A 19,677-nucleotide genomic window follows, 5' to 3' on the forward strand; every position below is an offset into this window, starting at 1 on the left:
GCGTTCAGACTATCTACAGTATAGCATATTTGTTATAAAAAATCAAGACGTTTACAAAAAATACTGATTTTTTATACAACCTGCTCAAAAAATCTCAGTAAGCTTTGACAAATTGCCCACCGCTACATATTTCCCGTAAGGCTCATTATCACGCTAAGAGCCGCCAGTGGAGCTGTCTCGCACCGCAGTATCCTAGGTCCAAGACTCACCACAGTGACCCCTGCCTGACTGCAACTCTCCGCCTCATGGCTCTCGAAACCGCCCTCACAGCCGATAAACAAGCCAATAGTCTTTTCCTCGCCCTCACTGACAGGGGCAATGCCTGTCTTGCTAAGGCTCACACCGCCTTTTTCGTAACACATAAAGCTCTCATCGCACTCTTTAAGTTCACCAAGGCATTCCTCAAAGCTGATAAAATTCGTCACCTCAGGCACATATCCCCTGCCCGACTGTTTCGCCGCTTCCAAAGCTATCTTATTGTATCTTTCCACACGCTTTTCATAGCCGCTTTTTGCAGGTCTTGAAACGCACCTCGCCGTAATAACAGGCACTATCTTGTATACTCCAAGCTCCACAGCCTTTTGCACTATAAGATCCATTTTATCAGACTTAGGCAACGCCTGATAAAGCACCACATTCACAGTAGGCTCGTTTTCGCTTTTCTCAGCAGAAAGCACATCGCAAACCACTTCCTTATCAGAAATGGACAGAATTTTTGCTCTGTATTCCACCCTGTCTGCACAAACAGTGATGATATCTCCAATTCTCATACGCAAGCTTCTGCCGATATGATAAGCATCATTACCCCTGATAGAAATCGTATTCCCCGATACGCTGTCAACAAAAAATCTAGGCATATTCCCAACCAGTGTCAAGCACTGTCCTCCAATCTCAAATCACGATTTTACGCACTTTCACGACGCTCCCGTCGCTTCTTGGTATAGTATACCACACCTTCAAAAATTGTTCAACAAAGTTCACATAACTAACACAAAACTTTCATACGCAGTACATACGGGCAAGGTATTATATAGTTGTCGCAAGGGACAAGACCCACCGAGGAAAGTTCCGAGAGCGGCAGTTGATTTTTGGTATGTAGGCTTTTACCCCAAGCCTTCATATATACAGCTTGTAGATTAATTTCTACTAGCTTCTCCCCTATAATTTTTTATTTTTTGGCACCCACAGTTTTCTGTGGGTGTTTTTTTGTCCTGTCGAGGATATCGCAGGACGAACCTGTTTTATGACGCATGACGCAAAAAAAGCGGAACGCCCCACACAGAACATTCCGCTTAAATCAAACTATTCTATTTAGTTATATTAAGGGAGCGATTATCTTGCACCCTCAGCAAAGCCGCTGTCAACAAGATCAACAAGACCCTTTACTGCTGCTTCCTCATCTGGACCGTCTGCAATGATCCTGATAGTTGTGCCGCCTACGATGCCAAGTGAAAGGATTCCAAGAAGGCTCTTTGCGTTTACTCTTCTCTCCTCTTTCTCTACCCAGATAGATGACTTGAATTCATTTGCCTTCTGGATGAAAAATGTTGCAGGGCGTGCGTGAAGTCCTACCTGATTCTGTACTACTACGTCTTTTACGAACATACTGATCTCTCCCATTCATTATAATGCTGTTAAACTCCCTAATTAAGGGACTTTTTCAAGATACCCTCAGGTTATTTGATATATTTATTATACTCGACAAGTCTGCCTTAGTCAACGCAAATTTTAGACAAACAAGCGAAAAACCCGCAATTTTCAGCACAATGCTCTAAACTTTGCAACTTTTGTGATTAAACTTGTGATATATTCACAACACAGATTTTTACATTATATCACTTTGTACAAATTCATTTAACAATTATGTGAAAAGTGTTGAAAACCAATGTCACTTTTTATTCTCTTTTTCTTCTAATTTGTGTATAATAGCCAAATCTTTTTCCGTCAGCGGACTTCTTTCCAACAGCTCAGGACGCTTCAAATAGGTGGCTTTTACAGCCTCCTCACGGCGCCATTTCGCTATCTCAGCATGATTGCCCGATAGAAGCACTTTAGGCACTTCCCTGTCATGCCACACCTCAGGACGTGTGTACTGTGGATATTCCAGCAGACCATTATAATGGCTCTCGTCCTCATAGCAATCCGCCTGCGAAAGCGTTCCCTCCAGCATTCTCACAACGCAGTCCACCAGCACCAACGCAGGAAGCTCTCCGCCGGTAAGCACATAATCCCCCACGGATATTTCTTCATCAACTATTTCGTCAATGACCCTGCTGTCCACTCCCTCATAATGACCGCATAATATAAATATGCTGTCAAGCCGAGAAAGTTCCTTTGCACGCTTCTGGTTCAGCGTTTTTCCCTGGGGGGACATATAGATAACGTGGGGCTTAGACTTGCCCTCAGTCACCGACTTGTAGCAGTTGTAAATAGGCTCGCACTGCATGAGCATACCCTGTCTTTCGCTGTAAGGGGTATCGTCTACTCTGCGGTGCTTGTCCTGAGTGTAGTCCCTGATATTATGACACGTTACCGTGAAAATATTCTTAGCCCTCGCCCTGCCTACTACGCTTTCAGAAAGATAATTCTCAAGCATTTCAGGAAAAAGCGTTGCAATATCTATGTTCAAATCAATTCCTCCATATCATGTCAAAAGGCTGGTAAGCCCAATTTTCCTCAGCGCTGTTCAAATGCTCCTGCACAGAGCCACCGCTTTTTTCATAGTATCCTATGCCCTGCACAACACCGATAGTCACCACAATAGCAATTATTATCACCACAAATAAGCTCCACAAAGCAGACCTGCGCTTCTTCGGCTTGTTGCCCTCGTTATTATAGTATACCCTCAGACTTGTGAGCATATTGTCAAGCTCCATAAAGCTCAGCCCCTCGCCCTCATATGTGTTGGCAAGCCTGTTGAATCCGCTCTCTTTTCTCAGCCTTTTTATGAGCCATTTTTCCTCAGCCCTGGGACTTTTCAGCCGTGGGCTTTCATCTATGTATGCCGTAAAGACTTTTTCGATACATTTCAGCGACTTTTCACGGCTGTTGAGCTTTGGAAATATCAGGCTGAACATTCCGTCAGAATAATCTCTGACAAGCCTTTCCAAGTCCTCGTATTTGCAGAACTTCATTAATCAAAAAGCCCCTCCAGCGGAGTTATCTTCATCACGCCGCCCTCGATATCAGTTTCAGCCACAACTTCAGGTATGGCAGGGATAAGCTTAACGTTCCCCTTTTCGTCAGTGATGTGGTAAACATCGTTAGCGCCTGTCTGACTTACGTCTGTTATCTTGCCGTAGCTTTCACCGCTGTCAGCGTCGACCACTTCAAGACCTATAAGATCCTGAACAAAATAGCAGCCCTCATCAAGCTCCACATCGTCACGGTCGATATAAAGCACCCTGTTGCGAAGCTTCTGAGCCTCCTCCACAGTGTCAACTCCCTTGACTTTCATTACAACGATATTCTTTGCAATTCTCGAACGCTCTATCTCCACAGGAGTACCGCTTTTATAATATAGTGTGTCAAATCCGCAGAGAAATTCAGGTCCATCACACCATGGCTGTACTTTTATCTCGCCCTTTATGCCGAACACCGATACTATCTTTCCTGCTTCAAGATATTTTTTTACGTCCATTTTGATTACCTCCCGATAACAAATCTTACAGCTTTCTTTTTATAGATTGTAACATATTTTTTTACCCTTTGCAACGCTTTAACTACGCTGTTATGCACATAGCTCAGGATATTTACAAAAAGTTTATTAATTACAATTCGGTTACTCAAAACGAACTTTACGTCCCTCTTTTGTACAAAATCACCATGAAAACCTGTGATTTAACAAAAAATTCACACATAAGAGAGCAAAATGTGTTACAATTTGTAATATATCAGACCGCAGACCAGTGCTTGAAACTGCGGTATAAAAGTTTTTTTGCATATTTTCACTATAAAACACTTGCAAAACATATCGTTTTTTGTTATAATAACAATGTGCAGACATCTGCCCTTATGGGGTAATTATGCCCATGGCAGAACTTAGGTCGAAAATTTTTGCAAGTAGAGGGGAATAACTTATGTCAAACAGATTATTTCAGAGCGTTGTTCATCAGATGCGTGACACTATCGACTGCGTCATAGGCGTAATAGATGAGAACGCAACTATCATTGCCTGCTCTGAGCTTTCACAGGTCGGAACGACTAACGAATTTGTTTCGTTAGATCTGGGCGATTCACACGACATTTTTGTTAGAGACGGTTATACCTATAAGCCATTCGGTGCTCATATGAAACCTGACTATGCTGTTTTCGTTGAGGGAACAGACGAGGTGGCAGCAAAGTATGCAAGCATACTTGCCATTACTCTTTCCAGCATAAAGCAGTATTATGACGAAAAATACGACAGAAACAATTTCATCAAGAACGTAGTGCTTGACAACGTGCTGCCGGGCGACGTTCATGTTAAAGCTAGAGAGCTGCATTTCAGCGCTGACATTTCAAGAGTCGTGCTGCTTATCAGAATACTCTCCACAAATGACGTTTCAGCTTACGATGTTATCCAGAACCTTTTCCCTGACAAGTCTAAGGACTTCGTTTTCAACATCACTGAGAGCGATATCGTGCTTGTTAAGGAAGTGGCAAACGGCGTTGAGTCAAAGGATCTGGAAAAGCTGGCGCGTTCTATTTCTGATACCCTTTCAAGTGAATTCTATACAAGAGTCACTGTAGGTATAGGAACAGTAGTAGAGGGCGTAAAGGATCTGGCAAGAAGCTTCAAGGAAGCACAGATAGCTCTCGAGGTAGGAAAGGTGTTCGATACTGACAAAAATATCGTTTCTTATGACAATCTTGGTATCGCAAGACTTATCTATCACCTGCCTACAACACTTTGCGAAACATTCCTTAAGGAAGTTTTCAAGAAAGGCTCTATCGAGTCGCTGGATCATGAAACACTTTTCACTATCCAGAAGTTCTTTGAAAACAACCTGAACGTTTCTGAAACTTCAAGAAAACTGTTTGTTCACAGAAATACTCTTGTGTACAGACTTGAAAAGATCAAAAAGCTCACGGGTCTTGACCTGAGAGAGTTCGACCACGCTATCATCTTCAAGATAGCTCTTATGGTAAAGAAGTATCTCTCCGCTAACCCTGTCAAGTTCTAAATCCTACGAGCGGAAAAGAGGCTTGCTTGCCTCTGTAAAACTAAGGCGGTGTAAATTTTGGTAGAGTTTAAAGACGTGTCCGTTACCTATTCAAGCGGTGTGGACGCTCTGAACAAAGTAAACCTGAAGATAAACGACGGCGACTTCGCTTTCGTGGTAGGTCCTTCAGGCGCCGGAAAATCAACACTTATCAAGCTGGTGCTTAAAGAAATAGATGCGACCAGCGGTACAGTAATGGTAAACGGCTTCAATCTGAAAAAGCTGAGAAGAAGAAAGATACCTGCCCTTCGCAGAACTATCGGCGTTGTTTTTCAGGATTTCAGACTTATCCCTACAATGACAGTTTATGAGAACGTGGCGTTCGTGCTGAGAGTGATCGACGCTCCTGCAAAGTACATAAGAAGCCGTGTTCCGTATGTTATAAGCCTTGTGGGACTTTCCGATAAGGCGAAAAGCTATCCGACCGAGCTTTCAGGCGGTGAGCAGCAGCGTGTGGCACTTGCAAGAGCACTTGTAAACGACCCACAGCTCATCATTGCCGACGAGCCTACAGGAAATATCGACCCTGCGCTTTCATATGAGATAGTAGAGCTTCTCAAAGGCATAAACGAGTGCGGCACTACCATTCTTATGGTTACCCACGAGCATGACCTTGTGCGCTATTTCGGAGGCAGAATTATCAACATCAACAAAGGTCAGATCGCCTTTGACGAAGTGATAGGAGGCTCCAATGAAAGCAAGTAGTTTTAGATATCTTATAAATCAGGGCTTCAAGGGCATTTGGAAAAACAGAATGATGACGTTCGCCTCTTTCTGTATCCTGCTCGTTTCCCTGCTTATGGTAGGCACTTCGGTGCTGGTTTCCATTAACCTTACAAGAATAATCGGCGGTATCGAGGACAAGAGCGAGGTCATCGTTATCGTTAAGGACGGCACAAGTCAGGCTGATATGCAGACCCTTGAAAATAATCTCAAAGAGGTCGGAAATATCAACACTGTGAGCCTTTATTCAAAGGACGAGGCGTGGAAAAATATGCTCAAGGGCATGACAGACGAGGAAAAGGATTTCTTCCAGTATGCTGACGATAACCCATTGCCTGATACATACAAGGTAACGGTCAAGGATATCGAGAAGATGAGCGAAACAACCACTCAGATAGAGACCTTTGACAATGTTGACTCAACAAAGTCCCCTACAGCATTTGCTGATATCCTTATCAGTATAAGAAGAGTATTTACGATAGTTGCCTTTGCGGTCATTGTGGCACTCGTTGTGGTTTGTCTGATAATCATTTCAAATACCACCAGAGCAAGCGTTTTCGCAAGACGTAAAGAGATCAACATCATGAAATATGTAGGCGCTACCAACAGCTTTATCAGGATACCTTTCTTTATCGAGGGTATGATAGTTGGTCTGCTTGCAGCCGCAGGCGCACTGCTGCTCACAAAGTTTGCCTACGAGGGAATTTACAACATCTTCAATGATGACTTCAAGCTCTGGAGCATTCTCGGTGTTCAGAATTTGTATTCGTTCAAATCCCTCTTGCTCCCTGTTGCAGCATCTTATCTTATCACAGGCGCTGTTATCGGTGCGGTGGGTACTTCTATAAGCACAGGCAAGCATCTTAAAGTATAATACATTTGCCAAATATAGACATAAGGCAGGCTATGATCCAACGGGGTTTTTAGACTGCCTTTTGTTGCAGTTTAAAGCATATCCTGATATGAGATAAAAAAAGAAAGAACGTGCGGGATAATGCGTTAGAGGAAGATAAAAACGTGTAAAAATGGTCTTTTTTAAGACGGAGGACAGGTATGAAAACAGGTATATTCACAATGAAGCGAGTATTGGCTTTCACTATCGCCGTAGTTGCTTCCATGACAATGCTTGCAGGCGGCACACAGCCGGTCATGACAGCGCAGAACGCTTCTGCAGAAAGTCAGGCAATAAAGAACAACAAGAAAAAAATATCCTCTGCCAAGGATAAAATAAGCGAGCTTGAACAAAAGCAGGCTGACCTTGACAAGCAGATAAACAGCACAAAGGACGATATCTCCAAGGAGGAAGAAAATCAGAAAGCGATCCAAGAGCAGATAGAAACTGTTCAGGAAACTATACTGACCCTTGAGGATTCTATCACTGACCTTGAAACTGAGATAGCCGACCTTGAAGAGGCTATCGCAAAGAGCGAAATAAAAATAAAAAACAAGAGAACTGAGATAGAAAATGGCGTTGTTGACTTCAAACAACGTCTTAGAGCAATGTATGTTGCTGGAAATAGTTCATACACCGATATTCTTATTGGTTCGACGGACTTTTATGATATGCTTATGAAAATAGAGCTTGTCAAAAGAGTGGCTGACCATGACAACACCATGATCGACGGACTTGTTGAGCTTAAAGGCGAGTATGAATCTCAGGAAACAGAGCTTGAAGCCAACAAGGCTGACCTTGAAACTAACAAAACTACCCTTGAGGAACAAAAGGCCTATCACACTGAGCAGAAGAAAAAGCTTGACGACCTTTATGCAAAAAGTCAGGCTGTTATCGACCAGCTTGAGGAAGATAAGGCGGCTTATGAAGCTAATAAGGAGCAGATAAACAAGGAGCAGGATGACTTCGAGGCACAGCTCCAGAAGCTTTACAAGGAGCAGGAGCAGATCAAAAAGAAGGAAGAAGAGGAACGTAAGAAAAAAGAAGAGGAAGAACGTAAGAGAAGAGAGGAAGAAGAACGTAAACAACAGCAGCAACAGCAGAATAATAACGGCAATTCTTCATCTTCTAATGCAAACGGCAACACCTCTAACAGCGGTCAATCTTCTACCAATAACGGTGACTACAATTATACCGACAAGAGCCAGTTTACATGGCCTGTGCCGGGTTATTATCATATTTCCTACGGCGTGGGTTGGCGCTGGGGCGCTTATCACAAGGGTATCGACATCTGGTCTCCTGGAATAAGAGGCGCAAAGATATGCGCTGCCGCTGAGGGTACTGTTATACTCGTCAGCAACACCTGCACACACGATTATGGCAAGAACGGCTCATGCGGCTGCGGCGGTGGATACGGAAACTACTGCATAATCGACCACGGCAACGGCTACTGGACTCTTTACGGTCACTCACAGTATATGAGCGTAACACAGGGTCAGCACGTCAACAAGGGCGACGTTCTGGGTATTGTCGGCTCAACAGGATATTCAACCGGCGACCACCTGCACTTTGAGGTGCGATTGAACGGCGTGGCTCAGAATCCGTCAAATTATGTATAAACAGGCAATGCCGAAAGGTCTTGCCCCACAACCAAAGGAGTCTTTTATTTCATGAACAGGCTTTACAGCTTAAAACGCATTCTCACTTTCATTATCGCATTCGCTGTTACCGCTGGTATTGCAGGAAGCAGCTACAATTCGTCTTTGAAGATAACCTCAGCGGACACTGAAAGCTCGCAGGGGGAGGACTATAGCTATACTGACTCTGTGGCTGACGGAGGTCAGCAAAGCGATGAACAAACAGAAAATGACGATAATTCTCAGGAGGAGTCAACAGGTTTTGACATCACACAGTATGCAGAACAGCTAAGAGAGCTATCAAAAAAGCAGACGGAAATAAACGAACAGCTCGACAAATATGATGAGGACATTGAGAAAAACGAGAAAAAGCAGAAGCTTCTGAAAGAAAAGATAGATTCTATAAATGACGAGATAGACGTTCTCAAATCTTACATGACCGCACTGGAGCTTCAGATAAACACCAATCAGCGAAATATCGATAAGAAGCAGGCTGAGATAAACAAGGGCATAGAGGACTTTAAACAAAGATTAAGGGCAATGTATATCGCAGGGTCGGACAGCTACACCACAATGCTTTTGGAATCAGACAGCTTTTATGACATACTCATGAGATTAGAGCTTATAAAGCGTGTGGCACACCATGATGACACTATCATTGATAACCTTATAAAACTCAAAACTGAATATGAGGGTATGCAAAAGACCCTTGACAAGCAGAAAGCCGAGTATGACGCTCAGTACACACAGTATACACAGCAGAAAGATATGCTCAGTCAGCTTTACCGCTCCAGTACCAAAACACAGCAGGAGCTTAAAGCTAAGCAGAAGAAGCTCAGAGAGCAGAACGAAGCCTATGAGGCGGAGCGTGAGCAGTTTGAGGGCAGCCTTTCCGGCATACTGAAATCGTCAGGCTCAGGCGGAACAGCAAGAGATAACGAAGTTTCCGCCACAATGGCACTTGCAGATGTGAAGCTTGAGGAGCTTCACAAGGAGATAAATGACCGCCTTGACAAGGGCGAAAAGCTTGGAGATACCGAGCCTGATTACTACTTCGCATGGCCTGTTCCGGGGGCTTACTCCGTATCATCAGGCGTGGGCGCACGCTGGGGCTCATATCACACGGGTCTTGACATTCCTGCGGCTCATGGCACGCCTATTCACGCTTCATGCAGTGGCAAGGTCATAAAGATAAACACCACCTGCACGCATGACTACGGCAAGGAGGAGTCCTGCGGCTGTGGCGGCGGTTATGGAAACTATGTTATCATCGACCACGGCAACGAATTCATTACCCTTTACGGACACCTTTCCGAGGTAGATGTAGAGATAGGCGACGAGGTGAAAAAAGGCGACGTTATCGGCAAAATGGGTTCGACCGGCTTTTCAACAGGCGACCACCTGCACATTGAGATACGCTATCAGGGTTATATATTGAACCCTGCGTTCTATCTTGATGTTACACAATAAAAAAAATCGACCTCTTATGAAAAAACATAAGAGGCCTTTTTTTATCTTATTTTGAAGCACTCGCACGCTTACAAAAACGTGAAATAATCGCTGTGATAAATCTTGTTCCTGCAGTGCAAAGAAGCATTATCACTGGGATAAATGTGACGATATATCTCGGTGGATTTTCCCAGATAAGGAAAAAGAGTATAACTCCCGTGAGAGTCACTATGCTGAAAAACAAAACAGAGTGGCGACGCTTGCCAGCGGCATAAACTGCACCAAACGCCATTGCTATGAGCATTGCACTGTGATAGCCGTCTACATAGCTACCAAGCAAGCGACTGTTCAATACCTCTCGCAGATCTCCTGAGGGGTCGGAGCGTGATAGATATTTGCCATAGGAAAAACCACCGCTGTCCCACGTTCTGGCGACTTTGTGATAAGCCATTTTGCAGGCTTCATAAGGGGTGCTTATATTTTCAAGGCGGGCTTTTATTTCTCGGATATTCGCCTGCTTTTTGGCGTCATATGTATCAAATGACATAGTGAAGTCAACGTCCTCGTCAACGTGGGTCTTGTATTCGCTGTTAAGGCTCATCATTATCCAGTGTGTAACAGGGAAACGATATCTGTCTACCATTTTTTCATCAGAGATACCCATAGAAAGACCGCCATAGTATGCCGCCTTTGAAACGCCAATAAACAGCATAACGGCCGCAAGGCTCAGGATAGCTCCCCTTTTTACACCCATTTTCAGCACAAAAATATCATTACTGAAATCAGCATTACTGCAATGCTTCCCTTTACAGTGTTTCCAAGTGCGATAAAAAGGCTTGCTATAAGAGCATAAACAACGCTTTTGGTTTTGCTTTTTTCTTTCACCGCAAGGGTAAGAAAATAAAGAGTACAGCTTACAAATATCATGCCTGCTGTGTCAGAATGAAAAAACGGCGTATACAGAAGCATAACAGGCATAAGTGCCGAAATAATGCCGCAAAAAAGCCTTTGACTGTTAAGTTTGAATATCCTCTCCCCTGCGAGAAAGGTCATTATTACGCTAAGTTGAATAAGAATTACGTTAAAGGTCTGCCCCGCATAGATGCTCACGCCGCCGGTGAAAAGCTTCCATAAGGCGAAAAATGGTATCTGCAAATATATCATGCCCCATGCGTTAGGGTATTTTGCAGCATAAATACGATAGCTTTCTTTGATGCTCCCCAGATCTTCACCCATGACAAAGCGTTTTGCGAACTCCCCTGTTATTTTGGGGTCAACCATTTCGTAATTGTAATAAAGATAACGCACAAACAATATCTGCAATGCAAGCAAAATCAGGCAGAAAAAAGCAAATATAAGTCTGACACGCTTTTTGGTAAGCTTCTTTTCACAGCGTTTCAGAGCAATATACAACACTATCGCCGCCGCAAGGAAAAATGGTCCAAGACAAAGCATTCGTATGTTACTGCGTTTTATGTATGAGATAAACACAGTTGCAGTGCAACAGCAGCACACGATCATGCTTGTGACCGCAAAAAATCGGCCGGTTTTCTTCACAAACATTTTTATCTCCTTATTAGGATGTATCCTCATAATATATTTTTTTACATGAGTTCGCCCTGTTTATTTATTTTGTTCTATATTTCTACATTTGAATTATATCATCAACGAAAATAAGTTTCAATTATTTTAACAACTGAAATTGAATGAACTTTTTAAAGTTTTTTTAGTGAAGTAAACAAAAAAAACGCCGCTCTGTTGCAAAAAACAAAGCAGCGAGTATTAGTATAAGACCATTATTTTGTGCCGAAGATCCTGTCACCTGCGTCGCCAAGACCAGGAACGATATAAGCGTCCTCGTTAAGCTTTTCGTCAAGGTTGCCTACATAAATGTCGATATCAGGGTGAGCCGTTCTCAGAGCGTCAAGACCCTCAGGAGCAGCGATTATGCACATGAACTTGATGTTCTTGCAGCCCTTGTCTTTCAAGAAGTCAACAGCCTGTATCGCAGATCCGCCTGTCGCAAGCATTGGGTCACAGACAATAACAAGTCGCTCGTTTATTCTATCAGGGAGCTTGCAGTAATACTCGTGAGGCTCGTGTGTGACCTCGTCACGGTAAAGACCGATATGACCGACCTTTGCAGACGGAACGAGTGCAAGAAGTCCGCTTACCATGCCAAGACCTGCCCTCAGGATAGGCACGATAGCAAGCTTTTTGCCGCAGAGCATAGGGAGCTTTCTTGTGGTGATAGGTGTTTTGACCTCAACGTCCTCTGTTGGAAGATCTCTCATAGCCTCGTAGCCCATGAGCATTGCGACCTCTTCCACAAGTATACGGAACTCTCTTGTTCCTGTGTTTTCGTCACGCATAAGCGTTATTTTGTGCTTTACAAGCGGGTGATTGATGATATTTACGTTTCCCATTTTCCGATTTCCTTTCGTAATGATTTATAAATTCGCATTTTTTTGTGTGCAGTAACGTGCGAACACTGTTAGCCTCTGCAATTTTGTTATAATTATTTCTTGGCTGCGTTGCCTTTTTTCTTTGAGAGCATAACGTTTGTAAGAATGCCAAGGATAAGTGCTGCCGCTACTTCTGTGAGTGTTATATCACCGAATGTGAGTGTCAGACCGCCGATACCTGCAATGAGGATAACTGACACAACAAAGAGATTTCTGTTATCGTCAAGGTTTGCGTCCTGTATCATTTTAAGACCTGAAACTGCGATAAAGCCGTAAAGAGCAATACAAACGCCACCCATTACGCAGGCAGGGATAGAATCAACGAACGCAACAAGCGGAGTGATGAAGGAAAACAGCATACAGCCGACAGCTGCTGCAAAGATAGTAATAACGGAAGCATTTCCCGTGATAGCAACGCAAGCAACGGACTCGCCGTATGTTGTGTTCGGACAGCCGCCGAACAGTGCGCCTGCGATAGAACCTACACCGTCGCCGAGAAGCGTTCTTGTAAGACCGGGCTCTTCAAGGAGGTCATGGTCGATAATAGAAGAAAGGTTTTTATGGTCAGCAACGTGTTCTGCAAAAACAACAAGTGCAACCGGCACATAGGCTACAAATATAGTAGCAAAATATGTGAAGTCGAACTCCTTAAGACCTTTCAGACCTGAAACGAACGCAAAGTCAGGCAGGCTAACAAAGGTTTTCAGTGAAACGCTGCCGTCTGTGAGCATATAGCTGCTGAAAACGCTGAAATCTACTATTTTAAGTGCGTCAATATCACATATATTGCCGATAACAGTGAAGATCGCTGCGGCTGCATAGCCTACGAGGATACCGATTATAAAAGGTATAAGTCTGAGTGTTTTCTTGCCATATGTTGAGCAAAGCATTACCACTGCGAGGGTAATAAGTCCGCAGATAAGAGCCACATATGACGAGCCAACAGGCACATTGGATACAGTTTCTATAATCTCAGGTGTGCCGCTGTCTGTTGACACCGCATACTCTGTTACCTGCTTTGTAACATCGCCTTTGACGAGGTCGCCGATAGCATTTCCTGCAAGGGAAAGGCCTATTATAGCAACGGTCGGTCCTATTACCACCGCAGGCATGAGCTTATTGAGCCAGCCTACTCCAACAAATTTTACTACTATTGCGATAACGACATATACAAGTCCTGCAAGGAATGCACCAACGATAAGTCCAAGCATACCAAGCTGCATTGAAACGCCGCCTGCAAAAGCCGCCGCCATTGAGCCTAAAAAAGCAAAGGACGAACCGAGGAACACAGGGCTTTTTCTTTTTGTAAAAAGGATATAAACTATAGTTCCCACACCTGCACCAAACATTGCAGCCGCAGGAGTAAGACCGTTGCCGATAATAAGCGGCACAGCGATGGTCGCCGCAAGGATAGCCAACATCTGCTGAAGTGCAAACACTACCAGTTGACCAGCCTTTGGCTTGTCTGAAACATCAAAAATAAGTTTCAATATAACACCTCATTCATATTTTTTCTTTTCCCATATAAATGGAAAACACTTCTTTGCGGTACGTTTTGACACAAACCGCCTTTTTAATTTTAACTTATAACAATATTTTTGTCAATGAGCTAAATGCCGTATTTCAGCAGGATTTTTTGTGCGTAATTGCCCATTTTCTTTGACAAATAAGCTGTTTTGCGTTATAATAGCAATTGATATATTGTATTATGTGAGGTAATGACATGAAAAATTACAGATATGTTCTTTTTGACCTTGACGGCACGCTTACTGAGTCGGGCGAGGGCATAATAAATTCGGCTGTATACGCACTGAAAAAGTTCGGCATAGAGCCTGAGATGGGCACGATGACAAAGTTTCTCGGCCCACCGCTGAAAGACTCTTTCAGGGATTTTTACGGCTTTGATGATGAAAAATGCGAGCAGGCTGTTAAATACTACCGTGAATATTACACCACCAAGGGCATTTTCGAGAACCGTGTTTATGACGGCGTTGAAGAATGTCTTAAAAAGCTGTCAGAGGCTGGGCTTCACCTTGCGGTGGCGACTTCTAAGCCGCAGGTCTTTGCGGTGAAGATACTGGAGCATTTTCACCTTGCACAGTATTTTGACTACATAGGCGGTGCTGAGCTTGACGGCTCTAGGAGCGTAAAGGCGGACGTTATCGTGCACACTTTGAAAAACTGCGGAGTTAATGACCGCTCACAGGTGATAATGGCAGGCGACAGGTATCATGACGTACTGGGTGCAAAGGCTCTTGGCATAGACTGCATCGGTATGCTTTACGGCTACGGCACAAGAGAGGAGCTTTCTCAGGCAGGTGCGGTGTATATAGCCGAAACGCCTCTGGAAGCCGCAAAATGGCTTCTGGGATAAATTTGACAGGTGTACAAAAGAGCGAAAACCTATTGCAAAAGTCAAATGTTTATGATATAATAAAATAAATTATTATGTGGCGGCATAAGAAATAAGCTTGTGATCCTGCCACGATCAAGAGGAGTTGTTTTCTGTGATAAAGTTTCGCAACCACATTGGAACTATAGGTATATCCACTGGATATCTCAGACAGCTTATCTCGGATACTGCCGAAAGCTGTTTCGGCGTGGCAGGACTTAACGCCTATGGTGCAAAACAGGGCGTTTCTGCAATGCTAAAAAAAGAGAACACCACAAAGGGCGTTATAATCCGTCAGGACGGGGACGAGCTTATCGTTGACCTGCACATCACTGTGAACTACGGCATAAATGTCGGAGCTATCGTTGACAGCATCATTCACAAGGTAAATTATGTTCTGACAGAGCAGGCAGGTGTCAACGTTAAATCTGTGAACGTTTACGTTGACGAAATGAAAGGCTGAACGTCCTAGGATATCTATAACAGTATAGGAGGAAAACTATAGTGATAAACGGAGGCTTGCTGCGTGACGCTGTCATAAGTGCCGCACACAGCATATCTAACAAGAAAAAATCAGTTGACGAGCTTAACGTGTTCCCAGTACCTGACGGAGATACAGGAACAAATATGTCAATGACTATAACAAATTCCGTAGCAGAGCTTGAAAATCTCAGCGACGATACAGACTGCTCAGTTGTGGCAAGCACAACAGCTTCTGCACTTCTTAGAGGTGCAAGAGGAAACTCAGGCGTTATACTTTCGCTTATTTTCAGAGGCTTTGCAAAAGGACTTGCAGGCAAGAAGGAAATGGGTGCGAATGAGATTGTGGAGTCGCTGGAACAGGGCGTTTCAGGAGCATACAAGAGCGTAATGAAGCCTACAGAGGGAACTATCCTGACAGTTGCAAGAGAGTCTGCGGAGAAAGCAAGAGAAATGCTCCACTCCACAAACGATCCTATTATTATAATGGAGGAAGTTTGCAAACAGGCTGAACTTTCACTGAACGAAACACCAAAGCTTCTCCCTGCACTTGCCAAGGCAGGCGTTGTTGACGCAGGCGGCAAGGGACTTCTCATTATCTTTGAAGCAATGAGAGATGTATTCAAGGGTGGCGAAATAGTAAAGGCCGATGCTCCTGCACAGAAACAGCAGGTAACAGTCGACACATTTGCGGCTACTGTTGGTCAGTATGACTGTGAGATACACTTCACATACTGCACTGAAATGATAATCACAAAGAAAGCTGACGCTGACGATTCATCAAAGCTGAGAGCTTATCTTGAAACCATAGGTGACTGCGTTGTAGTTGTCGAGGACGATGAGATAATAAAGGTACACGTTCATACCAACGACCCTGGTAAGGCTATCCAGAAGGGTCTTGAATTTGGCTATATCAATCTGCCAAAGATAGAAAATATGAAGCTCCAGCACAAGGCCAGACAGAAAGAAGCAAAACAGGAGTTCGTTCCTGCAAAGCCTGAAAAGCAGTACGGCTTTGTTGCAGTTGCGGCAGGAAACGGCATTGAGTCAATGTTCAGAGATATCGGTGTTGACTGCATCGTTAAGGGCGGACAGACCATGAACCCGTCCACAGAGGATATACTTGCGGCAATAATGTCATGCCCTGCTGAAACGGTTTTCGTTCTGCCAAACAACAAGAACATTATCATGGCGGCTGAGCAGGCTGTTAAGCTTGCAGACAGAAAGGTATGCGTGCTTCAGACAAGGACTATACCGCAGGGAATGTCAGCAATGCTGGCATTTGACCCTGACGCTGATTTCAACACAAACCGCATTGAGATGACCAATGCACTTGAAAGAGTTGCCACAGGTCAGGTAACATTTGCGGCAAGGGATTCTGACTATGAGGGTCACGCTATCAAGCAGGGCGAGATACTCTGCATCGAAAACGGCAAGCTGAGCTTTGTGGAAAAAGACGTTTCAAAGGCAGCTTACAAGCTCACAAAGAAGCTTGTTAAGGGCGACAGTTCCTTCATCACGATCCTTTACGGCTCAGACGTTACAGACGAGGCGGCCGAGGCACTGCAAAAGCAGGTAGCTGCGAAGTTCTCAAATCTTGATGTAAACCTTATAAACGGCGGTCAGCCTGTTTACTACTACATCATTTCTGTAGAATAAGATAACAAGGCGGACGGCATTGAGCTGTCCGCTTTTTTTGTACAATGGAGAAATTTTTATGAGTGATATAACAAAGGTTCAGTGCAGAAAATGCCTGTTGGAGAATATGGACGAAAATGATTTTCTCCGTGATATGCGTTCGCACATTGCGACATATCCTGCGGACAAGAGGGTATCGGAGGAAGAGTATCGTCGGCGTTTGGCGTTTTGCAAGGATTGCGAAAAGCTTGTGGACGGAATGTGCGTTTTATGCGGCTGTTATGTTGAACTGAGGGCGTTGAAGATAGGTATGCGTTGTGCGGATATAGATAAGAAGTGGTAAAGGCAGCATTTGATTGTAGGGGATAGTTTGTTGTGCCGCAAAATCGCTGTCGCTCTTTGCGGATTTTACTTTGTTTAATGGGATAGGAAAAAGCGGTGCAGAGATTTGTTCTCCGACACCGCTTTATTATTTCTTTTACTGTTGTGTGCTTTTTTACTTTTCTGCACCGCTTAGTCGGCTGTCGCCGAATGAGGCTCTGCCTCATACTCCGCAGGGGCTTTGCCCCTTGACCCCACAAGCCCTCTAGCGTCGGGCTTGAGCCTGCGCTTTATTGCTCGCTTCGCTCGGTGCTTAGTAATTTGCTCGGTTCAGCTATGCACATTCCTCACTCCTCACTCCTCACTTACCTCACTCCTCACTCACTCCGCCATTGCTTCTTCCATTTCCTTTACAAGCTCTCCGAACATTGCAAGTGCTTCATTAATAGGCTGAGTTGTTGCCATATCTACACCTGCACCCTTAAGCAATGAGATAGGGTCAGTTGAGCAGCCGCCTTTCAGGAAGCCTATATAATCCTTTACCGCAGGTTCGCCATACTTCAATATTCTCTGTGAAAGTGCGATAGCTGCGGAATAGCCTGTTGCGTACTGATAAACATAATAGTCATAATAGAAGTGCGGTATCCTTGCCCACTCCAATTTTATCTCATCATCAAGCACTATTCCGTCACCGAAATAAAGCTTGTTTAGCTGGCCGTAAAGCTCGTTCAGCCCCTCGGCTGTCAGACTCTCCCCTGCCGCTACCATTTCATTTATTTTCAGCTCAAACTCTGCGAACATTGTCTGGCGGTAAAGTGTGGTACGGAACTGTTCAAGAAAGTAATTTATAAGATACGCTCTCTGCTTTTTATCCTCGGTATTTTTCAGCAGATACTGCATAAGAAGGGCTTCGTTGCAAGTTGAGGCTACCTCTGCCACGAAGATAACGTAATCTGAATATACCACAGGCTGATTTTTATTTGAAAGATACGAGTGTATAGCATGACCCATTTCGTGCGCCAGAGTAAACATACAGTTAAGTGTATCCTTATGATTGAGCAGCACATAAGGGTGAACTCTTGCACCTGCGGAATATGCTCCACTTGTTTTGCCCTCGTTCTCGTAGACGTCTATCCAGCGGTTTTCAAAGCCCTCTTTGAGTATTGCAAGGTAATCCTCACCCATAGGTGCAAGGGCTTTCAGGACAGTTTCCTTAGCCTCCTCAAAGGTTATCTTCATATCTGCGTCAGGAACAACAGGAGTATAAAGATCATAGAAATGCAGCTCATCAACGCCCAAAAGCTTCTTTCTCAGTGCAACATAATCGTACATATAGTGCATATTGTCATGAACGGCTTCAATAAGGTTTTTGTACACTGAAACAGGTACTTCTGTTCCGTCCAAAGCGGCTTCAAGACTTGAATCATATCTTCTTGCCTTTGCATAGAAGTTTACCGCTTTTATCTGTGCCGACAGTGTTGCCGCACAGGTGTTCTTGAACTTGTCAAATGTGCCGTACATAGACTCGAAAGCCGACTTTCTCAGTATTCTGTCCTCGCTCTGCACCAGTGGGATATAGCTTCCGTGTGTGACCTGATGAGCCTTGCCGTCCTTATCCACAGCGTCAGGGAAACGCAGGTCTGCGTCAGAAAACATAGAGTAGATATTCTCAGGGGACTGACCCATTTCACCAGTCAGGGCAAGTATCTTCTCCTCAGCCTCAGAGAGGATATGAGCCTTTTTGCGGCGGAGCTTATCCAGCGCACGCTTATAAAGCTTCAACTCAGGCTTATCCTCATAGAATTTCTGAAGCTTATCCTCCTCGATAGAAATGATCTCAGGTGTTTCAAAGCTTCCTGCTGAGTTTACTGCAACATAAGCGTTCATAAGCTGACCGAGAAAGCCCTGATACTTTGCATTTGCAGTGTCCTCGTCAGAACGTCTTTGAGCATAGTTGCCAAGGCTGTCGCAAAGAACAGATATCTCGTCTGAAAGCTGCATAAAATCATAAAGCGTGTCAGCACTCTCGCTAAGCCTGCCCTTGAACGCCGCTATCCTCTCAGGCATAGCCTTAAGCTTTTGCAAGTCCTCCGCCCACTTTTCGTCAGTGGCATAAATATCCTCCAGTGCCCACTTGAACTGTTCAGGCACTTCACTTCTCTTAGGTATTCTTTCCTCGCTCATTTTCATGACCTCGTTTCTATAATAATAGGTATAGGCTTGTCTTGTGTGGTATTGCCTATAATTAATTTGCGTAACGCTGGTTACATTATACTCCATTGACGTACTTTTGTCAAATTAGGGCAGGTGAACTGTAAAATAATACACGATACAAATAAAAATACGCCCAGCGGCATAAAGCTAGGTGTACAAAAAAGCCGTGGCGGGAATGCCCGTCACGGCGAGTGACTTGGTGCCGGTGACCGGGGTCGAACCGGTACGGTATCGCTACCATCGGATTTTGAGTTTTGAACTT

Annotated in this window: 19 protein-coding genes; 9 read left to right on the forward strand and 10 right to left on the reverse strand. The window is 44.2% G+C overall.

The window, feature by feature from the left end; genetic code table 11:
* Positions 1–122 precede the first annotated feature (122 nt).
* The 5 genes from OCV57_RS11535 to rimM form a co-directional block, all read right to left on the reverse strand.
* Positions 123–875, reverse strand: a complete 753-nt coding sequence (locus OCV57_RS11535) for a 16S rRNA (uracil(1498)-N(3))-methyltransferase (RefSeq protein ID WP_242989025.1) — start codon at positions 873–875, stop codon at positions 123–125.
* Positions 876–1,332: 457 nt separating this feature from the next.
* The gene (locus tag OCV57_RS11540) at positions 1,333–1,605 is read right to left on the reverse strand and encodes an HPr family phosphocarrier protein (protein ID WP_022288633.1); all 273 of its coding nucleotides are present in this window, start codon (positions 1,603–1,605) and stop codon (positions 1,333–1,335) included.
* Between the two features lie 283 nt (positions 1,606–1,888).
* Positions 1,889–2,629 (reverse strand): tRNA (guanosine(37)-N1)-methyltransferase TrmD, encoded by a 741-nt coding sequence (trmD, locus tag OCV57_RS11545; protein WP_195221464.1) that lies wholly within the window; start codon positions 2,627–2,629, stop codon positions 1,889–1,891.
* A gap of 1 nt (position 2,630) precedes the next feature.
* Positions 2,631–3,134, reverse strand: coding sequence for a hypothetical protein (locus OCV57_RS11550; protein WP_267301677.1), 504 nt, complete (start codon positions 3,132–3,134; stop codon positions 2,631–2,633).
* Positions 3,134–3,640 carry a ribosome maturation factor RimM gene (gene rimM, locus OCV57_RS11555; protein WP_267301678.1) on the reverse strand — a complete coding sequence of 169 codons (507 nt, stop codon included), beginning with the start codon at positions 3,638–3,640 and terminating at the stop codon, positions 3,134–3,136. The genes OCV57_RS11550 and rimM overlap by 1 nt, the downstream gene beginning before the upstream one ends.
* A 439-nt stretch (positions 3,641–4,079) precedes the next feature.
* Between rimM and OCV57_RS11560 the strand changes: the two genes are divergently transcribed.
* From OCV57_RS11560 to OCV57_RS11580, 5 genes are all read left to right on the forward strand, one after another.
* Positions 4,080–5,165 carry a PucR family transcriptional regulator gene (locus tag OCV57_RS11560; RefSeq protein ID WP_022288637.1) on the forward strand — a complete coding sequence of 362 codons (1,086 nt, stop codon included), beginning with the start codon at positions 4,080–4,082 and terminating at the stop codon, positions 5,163–5,165.
* A gap of 57 nt (positions 5,166–5,222) precedes the next feature.
* Positions 5,223–5,909 carry a cell division ATP-binding protein FtsE gene (gene ftsE, locus OCV57_RS11565; RefSeq protein ID WP_022288638.1) on the forward strand — a complete coding sequence of 229 codons (687 nt, stop codon included), beginning with the start codon at positions 5,223–5,225 and terminating at the stop codon, positions 5,907–5,909.
* Positions 5,896–6,801, forward strand: a complete 906-nt coding sequence (gene ftsX, locus OCV57_RS11570; protein ID WP_267301679.1) for a permease-like cell division protein FtsX — start codon at positions 5,896–5,898, stop codon at positions 6,799–6,801. Before ftsE ends, ftsX begins: the two co-directional genes overlap by 14 nt.
* A 179-nt stretch (positions 6,802–6,980) precedes the next feature.
* Complete coding sequence (locus OCV57_RS11575) at positions 6,981–8,438, forward strand: murein hydrolase activator EnvC family protein (RefSeq protein WP_267301680.1); 1,458 nt, start codon at positions 6,981–6,983, stop codon at positions 8,436–8,438.
* Positions 8,439–8,489: 51 nt separating this feature from the next.
* Positions 8,490–9,926 carry a murein hydrolase activator EnvC family protein gene (locus OCV57_RS11580; protein ID WP_267301681.1) on the forward strand — a complete coding sequence of 479 codons (1,437 nt, stop codon included), beginning with the start codon at positions 8,490–8,492 and terminating at the stop codon, positions 9,924–9,926.
* A 46-nt stretch (positions 9,927–9,972) separates the two neighbouring features.
* Here the strand turns inward: OCV57_RS11580 and OCV57_RS11585 are convergent, their stop codons facing one another.
* The 4 genes from OCV57_RS11585 to OCV57_RS11600 all read right to left on the reverse strand — a co-directional run bounded on the left by OCV57_RS11585 (position 9,973) and on the right by OCV57_RS11600 (position 13,860).
* Entirely contained in the window at positions 9,973–10,659 is a 687-nt protein-coding gene (locus tag OCV57_RS11585; RefSeq protein WP_267301682.1) for a glycosyltransferase family protein, read from the reverse strand.
* Positions 10,660–10,661: 2 nt separating this feature from the next.
* Entirely contained in the window at positions 10,662–11,462 is an 801-nt protein-coding gene (locus OCV57_RS11590) for a glycosyltransferase family 39 protein (protein ID WP_267301683.1), read from the reverse strand.
* 239 nt (positions 11,463–11,701) lie between these two features.
* Positions 11,702–12,331, reverse strand: a complete 630-nt coding sequence (gene upp, locus OCV57_RS11595) for a uracil phosphoribosyltransferase (RefSeq protein WP_117859597.1) — start codon at positions 12,329–12,331, stop codon at positions 11,702–11,704.
* Between the two features lie 92 nt (positions 12,332–12,423).
* Positions 12,424–13,860, reverse strand: a complete 1,437-nt coding sequence (locus OCV57_RS11600) for a uracil-xanthine permease family protein (protein WP_267301684.1) — start codon at positions 13,858–13,860, stop codon at positions 12,424–12,426.
* Between the two features lie 233 nt (positions 13,861–14,093).
* Between OCV57_RS11600 and OCV57_RS11605 the strand changes: the two genes are divergently transcribed.
* The 4 genes from OCV57_RS11605 to OCV57_RS11620 all read left to right on the forward strand — a co-directional run bounded on the left by OCV57_RS11605 (position 14,094) and on the right by OCV57_RS11620 (position 17,223).
* Complete coding sequence (locus OCV57_RS11605) at positions 14,094–14,744, forward strand: HAD family hydrolase (protein ID WP_117958045.1); 651 nt, start codon at positions 14,094–14,096, stop codon at positions 14,742–14,744.
* A gap of 133 nt (positions 14,745–14,877) precedes the next feature.
* Entirely contained in the window at positions 14,878–15,225 is a 348-nt protein-coding gene (locus OCV57_RS11610; protein WP_022288646.1) for an Asp23/Gls24 family envelope stress response protein, read from the forward strand.
* A gap of 41 nt (positions 15,226–15,266) precedes the next feature.
* The gene (locus OCV57_RS11615) at positions 15,267–16,901 is read left to right on the forward strand and encodes a DAK2 domain-containing protein (protein ID WP_267301685.1); all 1,635 of its coding nucleotides are present in this window, start codon (positions 15,267–15,269) and stop codon (positions 16,899–16,901) included.
* A 58-nt stretch (positions 16,902–16,959) separates the two neighbouring features.
* On the forward strand, positions 16,960–17,223 hold the full coding sequence (locus OCV57_RS11620; RefSeq protein WP_138339096.1) for a DUF6171 family protein: 264 nt from the start codon (positions 16,960–16,962) through the stop codon (positions 17,221–17,223).
* A 359-nt stretch (positions 17,224–17,582) separates the two neighbouring features.
* On the opposite strand, the gene pepF is transcribed toward OCV57_RS11620, so the two are convergent.
* Entirely contained in the window at positions 17,583–19,385 is a 1,803-nt protein-coding gene (gene pepF, locus OCV57_RS11625) for an oligoendopeptidase F (protein ID WP_267301687.1), read from the reverse strand.
* Positions 19,386–19,677: the final 292 nt, after the last annotated feature.

This window comes from Hominimerdicola aceti, assembly GCF_025567495.1.
GTDB lineage: Bacteria > Bacillota > Clostridia > Oscillospirales > Ruminococcaceae > Hominimerdicola > Hominimerdicola aceti.